This is a genomic window from Pseudomonas sp. 1176_21 (assembly GCF_052850635.1).
On sequence record NZ_VXCV01000005.1, the window covers coordinates 260,105 to 274,609 of the forward strand.

Sequence of the window (14,505 nt, forward strand, 5' to 3'; positions counted from 1 at the left end):
GGGGACTCTTAAAGGGCGGAAGCGGAAGCGAGGTCCTGGCGCTCGAGTTCGAGCGGCGCGGGGCCGGACAATTTTACCCGTTCATGGGCTTGCAGCGACAGGGTGGCGCCCACCACGTTTGGCCGGATCGGCAGTTCGCCGGCATCCAGGTCCAGCAGACACACCAGGGTCACGCTGGCCGGGCGGCCATAGTCGAACAGTTCGTTGAGGGCGGCGCGGATGGTGCGCCCGCTCATCAGCACGTCGTCCACCAGTACCAGGTGCTGGCCTTCGATCTCGAACGGCAGCTCGGACGGGCGCACCTGCGGGTGCAGGCCGTTCTGGCTGAAGTCGTCGCGGTAGAACGACACGTCGAGGGTGCCCAGCGGCGAATCGCTGCCCAGCTCGGCCAGCAGCGCCTGGGCCACCCATACGCCGCCGGTGCGGATGCCGATGAAGCGCGGTTCGGCGATGGCGCGGCGTTGCAGGTGGGCGCGAAGGTCAACGGCCATCTGCCGGATCAGTTCGGCGGGGTTGGGTAGGCTCATGCTTGCTCCTCAAGAGGCCGGGGCAGAGAGCTGGCCCGGCGTGTAACCGATGGTCGGGTTCAGGCCTGTTCGGCGTGGGCGTCGAGCCAGCCTTGCAGCAGCAGGGCGGCGGCAATCGCGTCCACCGGGTTGTCGCGGTAGCTGCCACGCTGGCCGCCACGAGCCATGCGTTCGCCCTTGGCCTCGAAGGTGGTCAGGCGCTCGTCGTGGGTGTAGGCCGGCACGTTGAAGCGGCCGTTCAGGCGTCGGGCGAATTTCTCGGCGCGCGCGCTCATTTCGCTGGGCGTGCCGTCCATGTTCAGCGGCAGGCCGACGACTACCGCGTCGGGTTGCCATTCCTTGAACAGTTTTTCCACCTGGGCCCAGTCGGGTGCGCCGTTCTGCGCCTTCAGGGTGCACAGCTCGCGGGCCTGGCCGGTGATCACCTGGCCGACGGCGACGCCGATCTGCTTGGTGCCGTAGTCGAAGCCCAGCAGCAGTTTGAGCGCCGCCATCAGGCGTGCCCCGCCTGGCTGGTGAGCAGGCTGAGGTTGATGCCCAGGCTGGCTGCGGCGGCTTCGAGGCGTTGCTCGCAGGCCATGCCGAAGATGATCTCGGGGTCGAACGGGCAGTTGAGCCAGGCGTTGTCGGCCAGTTCCGCTTCCAGCTGCCCGGCTTCCCAGCCGGCGTAGCCCAGGGTGATCAGGCTCTGCGCCGGGCCAACGCCGTCGGCGATGGCGAACAGCACGTCCTGCGAGGTCGACAGGGCCAGCCCGTCGAGCTGGACGGTGGCCTGGAAGGTCTTGTCGTTGGTGTGCAGCACAAAACCGCGGTCGGTCTGTACCGGGCCGCCGATATGGATAGGCACGTGGATGCAGCGTGCCGGCGGCTCGGTGTCCGGGCGCAGCTGCTCGAGGATATCGGCCAGGTTCAGCTCCTGCGGGCGATTGACCACCAGCCCCATGGCACCGTTGGCATTGTGCTCGACGATGTAGGTCAGGGTGTGGGCAAAGTTCGGGTCGGCCATGTGCGGCATGGCAATCAGGAACTGATGCTTGAGGTAACTCGGGCTGAGGTTTTTCATGGGGGTTAGTGTGGCGGCGAGCGGCCACGCTGACAAGGTGCGTGTCGAGCCTGCGGGCCGATTATGCCTGTTTCTTGGCGGTGCTAATCGGCACGGGCTGCTGTGTGAGGCGCTAGTTAGGTGACCCTGCGGTTGCTGATGTCGCGGCACTGCGCTGCTTTTTGAAGCGGGTACATTTTTTTCGCGGCGACCTACAACTGGTAACTGTGTCAGGTGACAGGTGGTTTGGATCAACTCATAGTCTCACCGCAAACCGAGCATTTGGCTTATCTAAAGGAGAAGTGCAATGATCACTCGGATGTCTATCAACGAAGCAATCGGAAATTTCTTTACTAGTGAGGTAACGCTTACAGGACGCGGTGACCCCGAACGCGCTTATCTGGTCTGTGTCAGTGGGACCGGAGAATACTGCGGCGAGGGTAAGACGTACGAGAATGGGTGTTTCACAATTACCTTCAAGCCACCTGGCCCAAACCCTCACCATGGCTACCAATTTACGGTTAGGCATCTTGAAGACGATGGCACAGTAGGCAACAACCTGAACTGGTCTACTGCCGTCAACAACCCACTCGAAGGTTAATGATCTGACATGGCGAGTTGAAACTCTTCTCACTGTCTAGCAGTTGAGGCATGCCTCGCAGTTATTGTAAGTGCTGGTCCTGCTTCAATTTCGCGACAACATTTTTTGTTGGCCAGCTTCGGTAGTTTTGATTACGAACACTCGTACTTACAGGTGTTACTTGAGCCGCTTGACGATGTCAGGCGAGTACACCTTCGGCGATCAGTTGCTCGACAACCGATCCCCACGGGCGAAGCGCCACGTTCGAACAATTTCCAGCCGATCGATATCCGACAGGTCCCCGGTGAACGGCGCAAACGGCGCCGCCAGCCTCACGATGCGCTGCGCCGCCTGGTCCAGCAGCGGCTGCCCGGAAGATTCGAGCACCAGCACCTCGTACAGCGAACCGTCATGGTTGATCGACACCAACAGGCGCAAACTGCCGTAGATCTGCTGGCGGCGGGCCTCGTCCGGGTAGTTGAGGTTGCCGATGCGCTCGACCTTCTTGCGCCATTCATCCTTGTACCAGGCGCCCTTGTCGCGCATGGTCGAAGCCGCGCTCAGGCGGTGGATGCGCGGGCGCTTGGCATACAGCTGCTGTTCGTTGGCCAGCTCCGCCTCGAGGCTGGCGATCTGGCTGGACAGGTCGGCGCTGTCGAACGTCGGCGTGGCCGCCTTGGGTTGCATCTTGGGCTGCTGTTCCTTGGGGCGGGTCTCGACCTTCTGCGGCTTGGGCCTTGTGGTGGCCACCACTGCCTTGGGCGGGGCCGGCTGGGGCGCCACTTCGGGCTTCGCGGCCGGGGGCGGCGTCACCTTGTTGATCTTGCTGTCCTGGAACGGGGCAATCTCGGTGGTTTTGGGCACCGCCTTCTTGTCCAGCGTGCCGCTGCCCTGCTGGTTGTCCTGCGCCAGGTAATCGGCCTTCTTCGGCGGTGCCTCGCTCTTGAAGGTGGCCAGGGTGATTTCCATGGTGCGGCGGATTTCTTCAGGCTTGGCGAAGGTAAACCCCAGGCCCAGGATCAGCGCCAGGTGCAGCAGCGCCGCCAGGAACAGGGTAAAGCCCAGCCGGTCCGCCGCGCGGACACGGGGCGGGGCAAAATCGGCAGGAAGGTCGGCAGGAAGCGTCATCGATTATCCAGCAGCCGGGGCAGGGCCGGCGCAGCGGGGTGCCAGTCGAGAATGGACCGGCATGATACCCCACAACGCGGGCCCGCCACTTGTCGGCGGTCAGCGTGCCTTGAGCTTGCGATCAATGGCGTCCATCAGCTGCGCGCCGATCTGCGTGCCGTAGGCGTTGTCGATTTCGCGGATGCAGGTGGGGCTGGTCACGTTGATTTCGGTCAGGTGCTCGCCGATCACGTCCAGGCCGACGAACAGCAGGCCCTTCTCGCGCAGGGTCGGGCCCACCTGGGCGGCGATCCAGCGGTCGCGCTCGGTCAGCTCGCGGGCCTCGCCGCGACCGCCGGCGGCCAGGTTGCCGCGGGTTTCGCCGCTGGCCGGGATGCGCGCCAGGCAGTACGGCACCGGCTCGCCGTCGATCATCAGGATGCGCTTGTCGCCGTCCTTGATCGCCGGCAGGTAGGCCTGCGCCATGATCTGCTGGGTGCCCAGGGCGGTCAGGGTCTCGAGGATCACCGACAGGTTGGGGTCGCCCACGCGGTGGCGGAAGATCGAGGTGCCGCCCATGCCGTCCAGCGGCTTGAGGATCACGTCGCCGTGCTTGGCGGCGAATTCGCGGATGATGTCGGGGCGCCGGCTCACCAGGGTTGGCGGCGTGCACTGCGGGAACAGCGTGGCGAACAGCTTCTCGTTGCAGTCGCGCAGGCTCTGCGGACGGTTGACCACCAGCACCCCGGCGGCCTCGGCCTGCTCCAGCAGGTAGGTGCTGTAGACGAACTCCATGTCGAAGGGCGGGTCCTTGCGCATCAGGATCACGTCCAGCTCGCTCAGCGCGGCGTCGGTCTCGGCCTCCAGCTCGAACCAGTGCTCGGGGTCGGCGAACACCTTGAGCGGGCGCATGCGGGCACGGGCCACGCCTTCGCTCTGGTACAGGTCGTGCTGCTCCATGTAGAACAGCGACCAGCCACGGGCCTGGGCGGCCAGCAACATGGCCAGCGAGCTGTCCTTCTTGTAGGAGATCTGCGCGATGGGGTCCATGACAATCCCGAGGCGAACGCTCATGGGGTATTTCCTCTCGGCGGCGTGCTGCCGCAGTGGCTCGAATTGAAGTGCGTCAGGGTGGCGCCCGGCGGGCTGGCGGTCAAGGGGAAACGTCAGCCGGCAGGCATCGGCGCAGGGCGCGGCGAGGCTCGATGGAATGCACCCCCAGAGTGTGCTAAAAAGGCCTGGCACGTGGCCTGCAAGGCCCTTCCAGGCGATGGTAGAGCAATTATGGTACAGCCCGACACGGCGTTGAAGGTGATGGTGATCGATGACTCCAAGACGATTCGCAGCACTGCCGAAAAGCTGCTGGGCGAAGCCGGTTGCGAAGTCGTCACCGCGGTCGACGGTTTCGACGCCCTGGGCAAGATCGTCGACCACACCCCGGGGATCATCTTCGTCGATGTGCTGATGCCGCGCCTCGATGGCTACCAGACCTGCCTGCTGATCAAGCAGAACAGCGCGTTCAAGGACATCCCGGTGATCATGTTGTCGTCGCGCGACGGCCTGTTCGACAAGGCGCTCAGCCGCCAGGTGGGCTCTGATCAATTTCTGACCAAACCTTTCAGCAAGGAAGAACTGCTGGATGCGATCCGCGCCCATGTGCCGGGTTTCGCCGCAGAAGAACAACCCGCACCCTGACGCCGCCGCCCTCCTGGCCGCGGCGTCATGCCTTTATTGGGGAACAGCATGGCCCGAGTTCTGATCGTCGACGATTCGCCGACCGAAATGTACAAACTGACCGGAATGCTCGAAAAGCACGGGCACCAGGTGCTCAAGGCCGAGAACGGCGCCGATGGCGTGGCCCTGGCCCGCCAGGAAAAGCCCGATGCGGTGCTGATGGACATCGTGATGCCCGGCATGAACGGCTTCCAGGCGACCCGTCAGTTGAGCAAGGACGACGTCACCAAGGGCATCCCGGTGATCATCGTCACCACCAAGGACCAGGAAACCGACAAGGTCTGGGGCCAGCGCCAGGGCGCCAGCGACTACCTGACCAAGCCGGTGGACGAAGACACCCTGATCCAGGTTCTGAACAAAGTTCTCAAGGCTTGACCACGCGGCGCATGGGCGAATCGCTGACCGCCTTCGAGCTGTTGCTCGAAATCGACCGGCGCTGTCGCCTGCTGGCGGCCGACCTGCCATTGCAGGAAACCCGCCTGCAGACCTGGAGCGGCATCGGCTTTCGCATGGCCGAGCACTGGTTCGTGGCGCCCATGGGCGAGGTCGCCGAAGTGCTGCAGGAACCCCGGCTCAGCCGCATTCCCGGGGTCAAGCCGTGGGTGGCGGGGGTGGCCAACCTGCGCGGGCGGCTGTTGCCGGTGATGGACCTGTGCGGTTTTCTCGGCCTGGGCCTGTCGGTGGTGCGCAAGCAGCGGCGGGTGCTGGTGCTGGACCACGAGGAGCTGTTCGCCGGGCTGCTGGTGGACGAAGTGGTGGGCCTGCAGCACTTTGCCCTGCACGGCCTGGAGCTGTCGCCGCCGGCGCCGCTGCTGCCGGCTGCGGCCCCCTTCGTGCAGGGGCACTTTCAGCGCGAGCACTGCTGGGGCATTTTCAGCCCCTTCGCCCTGGCCCAGGCGCCAGGCTTTCTCGATGTGGCGTTGTAAAGGGATGCCAGACCTGTGACCAAGTTCAAGACCCGCCCCTCGGTACAAGGCTCGCGCAGCAGCGCGCAGATCGCCGCACTGTTCATCGTGCTGATCCTGTCGATCATTCTGCTGTTCGCCAACTTCGCCTACCTCAATACCCAGGCCAACTACGACAAGCAGTACATCGGCCATGCCGGCGAGCTGCGCGTGCTGTCCCAGCGCATCGCCAAGAACGCCACCGAGGCCGCCGCCGGCAAGGCCGTGGCGTTCAAGCTGCTCAACGATGCGCGCAACGATTTCGAACAGCGCTGGGGTTACCTGAAAAAAGGCGACCCGGCCACCGGCCTGCCGTCGGCCCCGGTGGCGGTACGCGGCGAGATGGATGCGGTGCAACGCGACTGGGAGAGCCTGCGCAAGAGCACCGACGCGATCCTGGCCAGCGAGCAGACCGTGCTGTCGCTGCACCAGGTGGCCGCGACCCTGGCCGAGACCGTGCCGCAGTTGCAGGTCGAGTACGAAAAGGTGGTGGAGATCCTGCTGCAAAGTGGCGCCCCCGCCAGCCAGGTGGCGGTGGCCCAGCGCCAGTCGCTGCTTGCCGAGCGCATCCTGGGCTCGGTCAACACCGTGCTGGCCGGCGACGACACCGCGGTGCAGGCCGCCGATGCCTTCGGCCGCGATGCCAGCCGCTTCGGCCAGGTGCTCGACGGCATGCTCGGCGGCGCGCCCTCGATCCAGGTCACCCGCGTCCAGGACCCGGATGCCCGTGCGCGCCTGGCCGAGATCGCCGAACTGTTCCAGTTTGTCGCAGGCTCCGTCGACGAGATTCTTGAAACCTCGCCCGAGCTGTTTCGCGTGCGCGAGGCGGCCGGCAGCATCTTCAGCCTGTCGCAGACATTGCTCGACGAAGCCTCGCACCTGGCCAACGGCTTCGAGAACCTGGCCTCCGGGCGCACCCTGGATACCGTCGGCGGCTACGTGCTGGGCCTGCTGGCGCTGGCCTCGATCATCCTGATCGGGCTGGTGATGGTGCGCGAAACCAATCGCCAGCTCAGCGAAACCGCCGAAACCAACGAACGCAACCAGCAGGCGATCATGCGCCTGCTCAACGAGATCCAGGAACTGGCCGACGGCAACCTGACCGTCACCGCCTCGGTCACCGAGGACTTCACCGGGGCCATCGCCGACTCCATCAACTATTCCATCGACCAGTTGCGCGACCTGGTGGCGACCATCAACCTCAGCGCCGAGGAAGTCGCCAGCGCGGTGCAGGAGACCCAGACCACCGCACACCTGCTGGCCAAGGCCTCCGAGCACCAGGCCCAGCAGATCACCGATGCGTCGATTGCGGTGGGCGACATGGCCGAGTCCATCGACAGGGTGTCGGGGCACGCCTACGAGTCGGCCAAGGTGGCCGAGCGCTCGGTGGCCATTGCCAACAAGGGCAACGAGGTGGTGCACAACACCATCAACGGCATGGACAACATCCGCGAGCAGATCCAGGACACTGCCAAGCGCATCAAGCGCCTGGGCGAGTCGTCCCAGGAAATCGGCGACATCGTCAGCCTGATCGACGACATTGCCGACCAGACCAACATCCTCGCCCTCAACGCGGCGATCCAGGCGTCGATGGCCGGCGAGGCCGGGCGCGGCTTTGCGGTGGTGGCCGACGAGGTGCAGCGCCTGGCCGAGCGCTCATCCTCGGCCACGCGCCAGATCGAGGCGCTGGTGCGCGCGATCCAGGCCGACACCAACGAGGCGGTCATCTCCATGGAGCAGACCACCGCCGAAGTGGTGCGCGGGGCGCGTCTGGCGCAGGATGCCGGGGTGGCGCTGGCCGAAATCGAGGGTGTATCGCAGACCCTGGCCGAACTGATCCACAGCATTTCCGATGCCGCGCAGTTGCAGACCTCGTCGGCCGGGCAGATCTCCCACACCATGGCGGTGATCCAGCAGATCACCTCGCAGACCTCGTCCGGCTCGACCGCCACCGCCGAGAGCATCGGCAACCTGGCGCGCATGGCCAGCGAGATGCGCCGTTCGGTGTCGGGCTTCACCTTGCCGCCAACCACGGAGCCGCGCTGACCGGCGCGTGGGACTTTATGGCTACTAAAGTGCGTATCGCCGAGCGCCACGACAAGGTGGCCCTGGCCTGGGTCAAGGGCCCCATCGACGACTGCCTGGCCCAGGCCCGCCAGGCGTTGGAGCAGTTTGCCGGCGACGCTGGCGACAGCCAGGTGCTGGAGCGTTTCGACGCGCCGCTGCGCCAGGTGCGCGGTTGCCTGCAGATGCTCGAGCTGGAAGGCGCGGCCTTGCTGACCCGTGAAATGCAGCAGCTGGCCCAGGCCCTGGGCGAAGGCCGCGTGGCCTCTCGCGGTGACGCGCTGGGCGCGTTGTTCAGGGCGCTGGAGCAGCTGCCGCAGTACCTGCAACGCCTGCGCGGCGCCCGGCACGAGCTGCCGTTGCTGGTGCTGCCACTGCTCAACCCGTTGCGTGCCGCGCGTGGCGCGCCGGCGCTGGCCCAGGCCAGCCTGCCGGGCGAGCAGACCGTCGCCGAGCCCGCTGCGGGGCTGGACCTGAGCCTCGGCGCGCTGCGTGACCCGCTCGAGGCGGTGCCGGGGCGCGATGCGATGCGTTCGGTGGTGCTGGCAGTGCGCGAAGACCTGGTGCGCATCAAGGAGCAACTGGACCTGTTCGTGCGCAGCGACCGCCAGCAGGTCGAGGCGCTGGCCCCGCTGCTGGCGCCGTTGCGCCAGATCGCCGATACCCTGGCGGTGCTCGGCTTCGGCCAGCCGCGCCGGGTGATCATCGACCAGGTGACGGTGCTTCAGGCCCTGGCCCAGGGCCAGCGGGTGCCCGAGGATGCGCTGCTGATGGATGTTGCCGGGGCGCTGCTGTATGTCGAGGCGACCCTGGGCGGCATGGTGGGCTCGATCGAGTCGGTCAGCCAGGCCAGCGTACCCGGCACCGACCTGGACGACATTCGCCGACTGGTGCTGGACGAGGCCCACGGCGTGCTGCTGCAGGCCAAGGACCTGATCGCCGATTGCCTGGAGGCCGGCTGGGATCGCCTGCGCCTGCAACCGCTACCGGGGCTGTTCACGCAGATCCGCGGGGCGCTGGCGATGCTCATGCTGCCCCGGGCGGCGGCGCTGGTGCGGCGCTGCCATGATTACGTCGAGACCCACCTGCTGTACGCCGAGCGGCTGCCGGACAACGCCGCGCTGGATCACCTGGCCGATGCCCTGTGCAGCCTGGAACTGTACCTGCAATGGCGCGCCATCGACCCCCAGGCCGACCTGGACGAATGGCTCGAGCGCACCCAGCTGGCCTTGGCCGCACTGGGGTTCCCGAGCCTGCCGCCGGCCCCGTCGGCACCCGCGCCTGCGCCCGAGATGCACGAGGCACCGCTGGACGACGAGCTGCGCGAGGTGTTCCTGGAGGAAGCCGAGGAGGTGCTGCAGCAATTGCAGCAGCACTGGGCGATATGGCGGGGCAACCCGGCGGCACGTGACGCGCTGGTGGAAATGCGCCGCGCCTTCCACACCCTCAAGGGCAGCGGCCGCATGGTGCGCGCCCAGGTGCTGGCCGAGCTTGCCTGGGCCGCCGAGCACCTGCTCAACCGCATGCTCGAAGGCCGCGTCGAAGCCAGCGGCGATGTGCTGGCCGGGCTCGAGCAGAGCATTGCGCTGCTGACGCCGTTGCTGGACGAATTCGCCCAGGCCCAGGCTCTGCCCCATGCCGAGGTCGAGCGCCTGGCCACGCGCCTGCATGCGCTGGCGATGAACGACCCGCTGGGCGTCACAGCCCCGGAGCCGGCCTTCGACCCGCGCCTGCTGGAGATCTTCCGCAACGAGGCGCAGACCCACCTGGCCAGTGTCGACGAGTTTCTGCAGGCCGCCGAGGTGCAGTTGCCGGTGCCGGTCAGCGACAGCCTGCAACGGGCGCTGCATACCCTCAAGGGCAGCGCCGCGATGGCCGGGGTGGTGCCGATCGCCGAGCTGGCCAGCGCACTGGACCTGCTTGCCCGCGAATTCAAGGCCCACCAGCTGGGCCTGGACCTTGACGAGCTGTACCTGCTGCAGATGGCCGAACCGCTGCTGCGCCGCGGTCTGGCACAGCTCGACACCACCCCGCTAGCACCCATCGGCGGTGCCCGGACCCTCATCGAACAGATCGACCAGGTGGTTGCTGCGCGCCTGCAGGCACTGCGCGATGCGCCGAGCCAGGGCCTGCGGGTCAAGCGCGACCCGCAACTGATCGCCAGCTTCCTGGCCCAGGGCATGGACATCCTGCTGGACGCCGAAACCCTGTTGCAACGCTGGCAGGAGCACCCCGGCGAGCGCCAGGAGCTGACTGCGCTGCTGGATGAACTGACCACCCTGGGGCAGAGCGCGCACCTGGCCGACCTGTGGCAGGTGGACGAACTGTGCGAGGCGCTGCTGGACCTGTACGGCGCGGTGGAGGAGAGCAGCCTGGCGGTCAGCGAGCGCTTCTTCGGCGAGGCGCAACGGGCCCATGAAGCCCTGATCGACATGCTCGACCAGATTGCCGCCGGCCAGGAAGTGGACCCGCAACCGCAACGCCTGCACGCATTGCGCGAGCTGCTCGAACAAGGCCTGGCGCCGGATGCCATGGGCCTGGTGCGCAGCCAGGGCGAGCAGCCCGGGCAGATCGCCGAACTGGGCGATGCCACCCGCGCGCTGCAACGCCAGGCGCACGACAGCGAGGTGGTCGAGCTGTTTCTGGAAGAGGCCCGCGACATCCTCGAAGGGGCCGACCAGGCCCTGGCGCGCTGGGCCGGCGACCCCGACAACGGCTCGGCGCTGTCGTCGCTGCAGCGCGACCTGCAGACCCTCAAGGGTGGCGCACAGCTGGCGCAGGTGGGGGCGGTCGAGGTGCTGGCCCAGGAGCTGGAGTTGCTCTACGAAGGCCTGGTCGATCGCCGTTACCAGCCCGGCAACCTGTTGCCGGGCCTGCTGCGTGAAAGCCATGCGTTGCTCGGGCGTCTGCTCGAGCAGGTGCAGCAGGGACAGGCAACGGAGCTGGTGGTGGAACAGCTGGCAGCCCTGCGCGAGTTCCGTCACACCGCACCGGCGCCCGAGCCCCAAGGCAAGCCGGCGGAGCCCCAGCGTCACGAGGGCGACAAGGAACTGCTGGAGATCTTTCTCGAGGAAGGCTTCGACATCGCCGAAAGTGCCGGTGCCGCGCTGCTGCGCTGGCAGGCCGACCCGCGCAACGGGGTGGAGGTGGAGAACCTGCTGCGCGACCTGCACACCCTCAAGGGCGGTGCGCGCATGGTCGAGATCGCGCCCATCGGCGACCTGGCCCATGAACTCGAATTCCTCTATGAACACCTGGCGGCCGGGCAGTTGCAACCCAGCCCGGCGCTGTTCAGCCTGCTGCAGAACTGCCATGACCGCCTGGCGCACATGCTCGATGCGGTGCGCCTGCACCAGCCGCTGCACGCTGCCACGGCGCTGATCGACTATATCCGCAATTTCAGCAGTGCTGCCCTGAGCGACACCGCCGCCGCAACGCCCGGCGCCGAGGTGGCCCCGGTGGAAGTGGCGGCGCCGAGCCCGGAGCGTGCCCCGGCCGACATGGTCAAGGTGACGGCCGAGCTGCTCGATGACCTGGGCAACCTGGCGGGCGAGAACTCGATCATTCGCGGGCGCATCGAACAGCAGGTGAACGATGCGCAGGTGGCCCTGGGCGAGATGGAAACCACGCTCGAGCGCATGCGCGACCAGCTGCGCCGGCTCGATACCGAGACCCAGGGGCGCATCCTCAGCCGCCAGCAGAGCGAAGGCGAGGCGCTGGGCTATGACGACTTCGACCCGTTGGAAATGGACCGTCATTCACAGTTGCAGCAGCTGTCGCGGGCCCTGTTCGAGTCGGCCTCCGATCTGCTGGACCTGAAGGAAACCCTGGCCGTGCGTGCCCATGACGCCTACAGCCTGCTGCAACAGCAGGCGCGGGTGAACAGCGAGTTGCAGGAAGGCCTGACGCGCACCCGCATGGTGCCGTTCGAGCGCCTGGTGCCGCGCCTGCAGCGGGTGGTGCGCCAAGTTGCCAGCGAGCTGGGCAAGCAGGTCGAGCTGGTGGTGGGCAATGCCGAGGGCGAGCTGGACCGCAGCGTGCTCGAACGCATGGTGGCGCCGCTGGAACACATGCTGCGCAATGCCGTCGACCACGGCATGGAAAACCGTGCGGCGCGCCTGGCGGCGGGCAAGCCGGAGCAGGGCACCATCGCCCTCAACCTGCTGCACGAAGGCGCCGATATCGTCATCGAAATGACCGACGATGGCGCCGGCGTGCCGCTGGAGGCGGTGCGGCAAAAGGCGATCAAGCGCGGCCTGCTGGACCCTGCCACCGAACTGAGCGATCACGAGGTGATGCAGTTCATCCTGCGGCCCGGGTTCTCCACTGCCGAGAAGATCACCCAGATTTCCGGGCGTGGCCTGGGCATGGACGTGGTGCACGAAGAGGTCAAGCAACTGGGCGGCTCGATGGTGATCAACTCGGTGCCGGGCAAGGGGGCGCGTTTTCTGATTCGCCTGCCGTTCACCGTGTCGGTCAATCGCGCACTGATGGTGAACTACGGCGAAGAACAGTACGCGGTGCCGCTGAACACCATCGAGGGCGTGGTCCGTGTACCGCCGGCCGAGCTCGAGGCCTGCTACCAGCTGGACCCGCCGTGCTACCGCTACGCCGGCCACCGTTATGAACTGCGCTACCTCGGCGAACTGCTGCAGGGCGAGGTGCAGCCGCGCCTGCTGGGGCAGAGTCTGCCGCTGCCGGTACTGCTGGTGCAGGCCCACGACCAGCAGTTCGCCGTGCAGGTGGACAGCCTGGCGGCCAGCCGTGAAATCGTGGTCAAGAGCCTTGGCCCGCAGTTTGCCGCAGTGCACGGTCTGGCCGGGGCGACCCTGCTGGGCGATGGCCGCGTGGTACTGATTCTCGACCTGCTGGCGCAACTGCGTGCGCTGCACCTGCAGTTGTCCAAGGTGGCCCAGGGCGCCGCACGCCTGCGCCTGGAGCACCCTGGCAATGCCGCCGCACGTCCGTTGCTGGTGCTGGTGGTGGACGATTCGGTCACGGTGCGCAAGGTGACCGGGCGCTTGCTGGAGCGCCATGGAATGAACGTGCTGACGGCCAAGGATGGGGTCGATGCCATGAGTGTGCTGGCCGAACACCGTCCCGACATCCTGCTGCTGGACATCGAGATGCCACGCATGGACGGCTTCGAGGTGGCCACCCAGGTGCGCCAGGACCCGCACCTGAAGGACCTGCCTATCATCATGATCACCTCGCGTACCGGCCAGAAGCACCGCGACCGGGCCATGGCCATTGGCGTCAACGACTACCTGGGCAAGCCCTACCAGGAGTCGGTGCTGCTGCAGAGCATTGCCCGCTGGAGTACCCCGCATGCTTGAACAGACCCCTCGCAACAATCGGCGCAACACCCTCACCGGGCTGTTGCTGCCGTTGAGCGACCGCAGCCTGGTGCTGCCCAACGTGGCGGTGGCCGAGCTGATCGGCTACCAGCCGTGCACGCCCTTGCCGCATCAGCCGGCCTGGTTGCTGGGCTGGATCGACTGGCGCAGCCAGCGCCTGCCGCTGCTGAGCTTCGAGGCGGCCTGCGGTGGCCAGACCCAGGTTGGCGAGCGCGCGCGCATCGTGGTGCTCAATGCCCTGGGCGATACGCCGCGGCGTTTCTTCGCCCTGCTGGTGCAGGGCATACCGCGCACGTGCAAGCTCGACAGCCAGCTCAACTACGTCGATGTGCCGCTGGCGCCGCTGGAGCTGGCGGCGGTGCAGGTGGGCGAGCAGGTGGCGCGGGTACCGGACCTGCCCGGGCTGGAACAGCTGTTGCAGACGGCCGGGGCCTAGTACCAACCACGTAATGCACTTGATGCCGGGCTTGTGTAGGGTAGAGGAGCGAATCATTCTACGGAGGGCATCAATGCATGTACCACGGTGAACGTTTCAATGCCTGGACCCACCTGGTGGGCGCGGTTCTGGCCTGCATCGGCGCGATCTGGCTGCTGGTGGTGGCCGGGATGCAGGGCGACCCCTGGAAGATCGTCAGCCTGGCCATCTACGGCTTCACGCTGATGCTGCTGTACAGCACTTCGACCCTTTATCACAGCGTGCGCGGGCGGGCGAAGGTGATCATGCGCAAGCTCGATCACCTGTCGATCTACCTGCTGATTGCCGGCAGCTATACCCCGTTCTGCCTGGTGAGCCTGCGCGGTCCGTGGGGCTGGAGCCTGTTCGGGGTGGTGTGGGGGCTGGCGGTTATCGGCATGCTGCAGGAGATCAAGCCGCGCTCCGAGGCGCGCGTGCTGTCCATCGTGATCTACGCACTGATGGGCTGGATCGTGCTGGTGGCGGTCAAACCGCTGCTGGCCAGCCTGGGTACGGCGGGGTTCGCCTGGCTGGCGGCGGGGGGCGCGCTGTACACCATCGGCATCATCTTCTTTGCCTATGACAGCCGCTTCCGCCATTGGCATGGCATCTGGCACCTGTTCGTGATTGCCGGCAGCCTGCTGCACTTTATCGCGATATTTTTCTACGTGCTTTAGGGCCCCTTCGCCGGCAAGG

General features: G+C 66.5%; 12 protein-coding genes. 7 read left to right on the top strand and 5 right to left on the bottom strand.

Annotated elements, in window-relative coordinates; all coding sequences use genetic code 11:
* Nucleotides 1–8: 8 nt before the first annotated feature.
* The 5 genes from pyrR to gshB form a co-directional block, all read right to left on the bottom strand.
* Nucleotides 9–527 (bottom strand): bifunctional pyr operon transcriptional regulator/uracil phosphoribosyltransferase PyrR, encoded by a 519-nt coding sequence (gene pyrR, locus FW760_RS14520; protein WP_054915766.1) that lies wholly within the window; start codon nucleotides 525–527, stop codon nucleotides 9–11.
* Nucleotides 528–586: 59 nt separating this feature from the next.
* A complete protein-coding gene (ruvX, locus tag FW760_RS14525) occupies nucleotides 587–1,021 on the bottom strand; it encodes a Holliday junction resolvase RuvX (protein ID WP_043862145.1) in 435 nt (144 codons plus the stop codon).
* On the bottom strand, nucleotides 1,021–1,590 hold the full coding sequence (locus FW760_RS14530; RefSeq protein WP_043862144.1) for a YqgE/AlgH family protein: 570 nt from the start codon (nucleotides 1,588–1,590) through the stop codon (nucleotides 1,021–1,023). Before FW760_RS14530 ends, ruvX begins: the two co-directional genes overlap by 1 nt.
* Nucleotides 1,591–2,371: 781 nt before the next feature.
* On the bottom strand, nucleotides 2,372–3,277 hold the full coding sequence (locus FW760_RS14535; RefSeq protein ID WP_116052526.1) for an energy transducer TonB: 906 nt from the start codon (nucleotides 3,275–3,277) through the stop codon (nucleotides 2,372–2,374).
* Between the two features lie 99 nt (nucleotides 3,278–3,376).
* Complete coding sequence (gene gshB, locus FW760_RS14540) at nucleotides 3,377–4,330, bottom strand: glutathione synthase (protein ID WP_043862142.1); 954 nt, start codon at nucleotides 4,328–4,330, stop codon at nucleotides 3,377–3,379.
* Between the two features lie 210 nt (nucleotides 4,331–4,540).
* Between gshB and pilG the strand changes: the two genes are divergently transcribed.
* The 7 genes from pilG (at nucleotide 4,541) to trhA (ending at nucleotide 14,486) form a co-directional block, all read left to right on the top strand.
* Complete coding sequence (gene pilG, locus FW760_RS14545; RefSeq protein WP_043862141.1) at nucleotides 4,541–4,951, top strand: twitching motility response regulator PilG; 411 nt, start codon at nucleotides 4,541–4,543, stop codon at nucleotides 4,949–4,951.
* A gap of 48 nt (nucleotides 4,952–4,999) precedes the next feature.
* Complete coding sequence (pilH, locus tag FW760_RS14550; protein ID WP_043862140.1) at nucleotides 5,000–5,365, top strand: twitching motility response regulator PilH; 366 nt, start codon at nucleotides 5,000–5,002, stop codon at nucleotides 5,363–5,365.
* Nucleotides 5,362–5,916: a chemotaxis protein CheW gene (locus FW760_RS14555; protein ID WP_078479846.1), complete on the top strand. Its 555-nt coding sequence runs from the start codon at nucleotides 5,362–5,364 to the stop codon at nucleotides 5,914–5,916. Before pilH ends, FW760_RS14555 begins: the two co-directional genes overlap by 4 nt.
* Nucleotides 5,917–5,931: 15 nt before the next feature.
* The gene (locus FW760_RS14560; protein WP_043862138.1) at nucleotides 5,932–7,980 is read left to right on the top strand and encodes a methyl-accepting chemotaxis protein; all 2,049 of its coding nucleotides are present in this window, start codon (nucleotides 5,932–5,934) and stop codon (nucleotides 7,978–7,980) included.
* Between the two features lie 17 nt (nucleotides 7,981–7,997).
* Nucleotides 7,998–13,334, top strand: coding sequence for an Hpt domain-containing protein (locus FW760_RS14565; RefSeq protein WP_446443839.1), 5,337 nt, complete (start codon nucleotides 7,998–8,000; stop codon nucleotides 13,332–13,334).
* Nucleotides 13,327–13,791, top strand: a complete 465-nt coding sequence (locus tag FW760_RS14570; protein ID WP_043862137.1) for a chemotaxis protein CheW — start codon at nucleotides 13,327–13,329, stop codon at nucleotides 13,789–13,791. Before FW760_RS14565 ends, FW760_RS14570 begins: the two co-directional genes overlap by 8 nt.
* Nucleotides 13,792–13,868: 77 nt before the next feature.
* Nucleotides 13,869–14,486: a PAQR family membrane homeostasis protein TrhA gene (gene trhA / locus FW760_RS14575; RefSeq protein ID WP_043862136.1), complete on the top strand. Its 618-nt coding sequence runs from the start codon at nucleotides 13,869–13,871 to the stop codon at nucleotides 14,484–14,486.
* Nucleotides 14,487–14,505 lie beyond the last annotated feature (19 nt).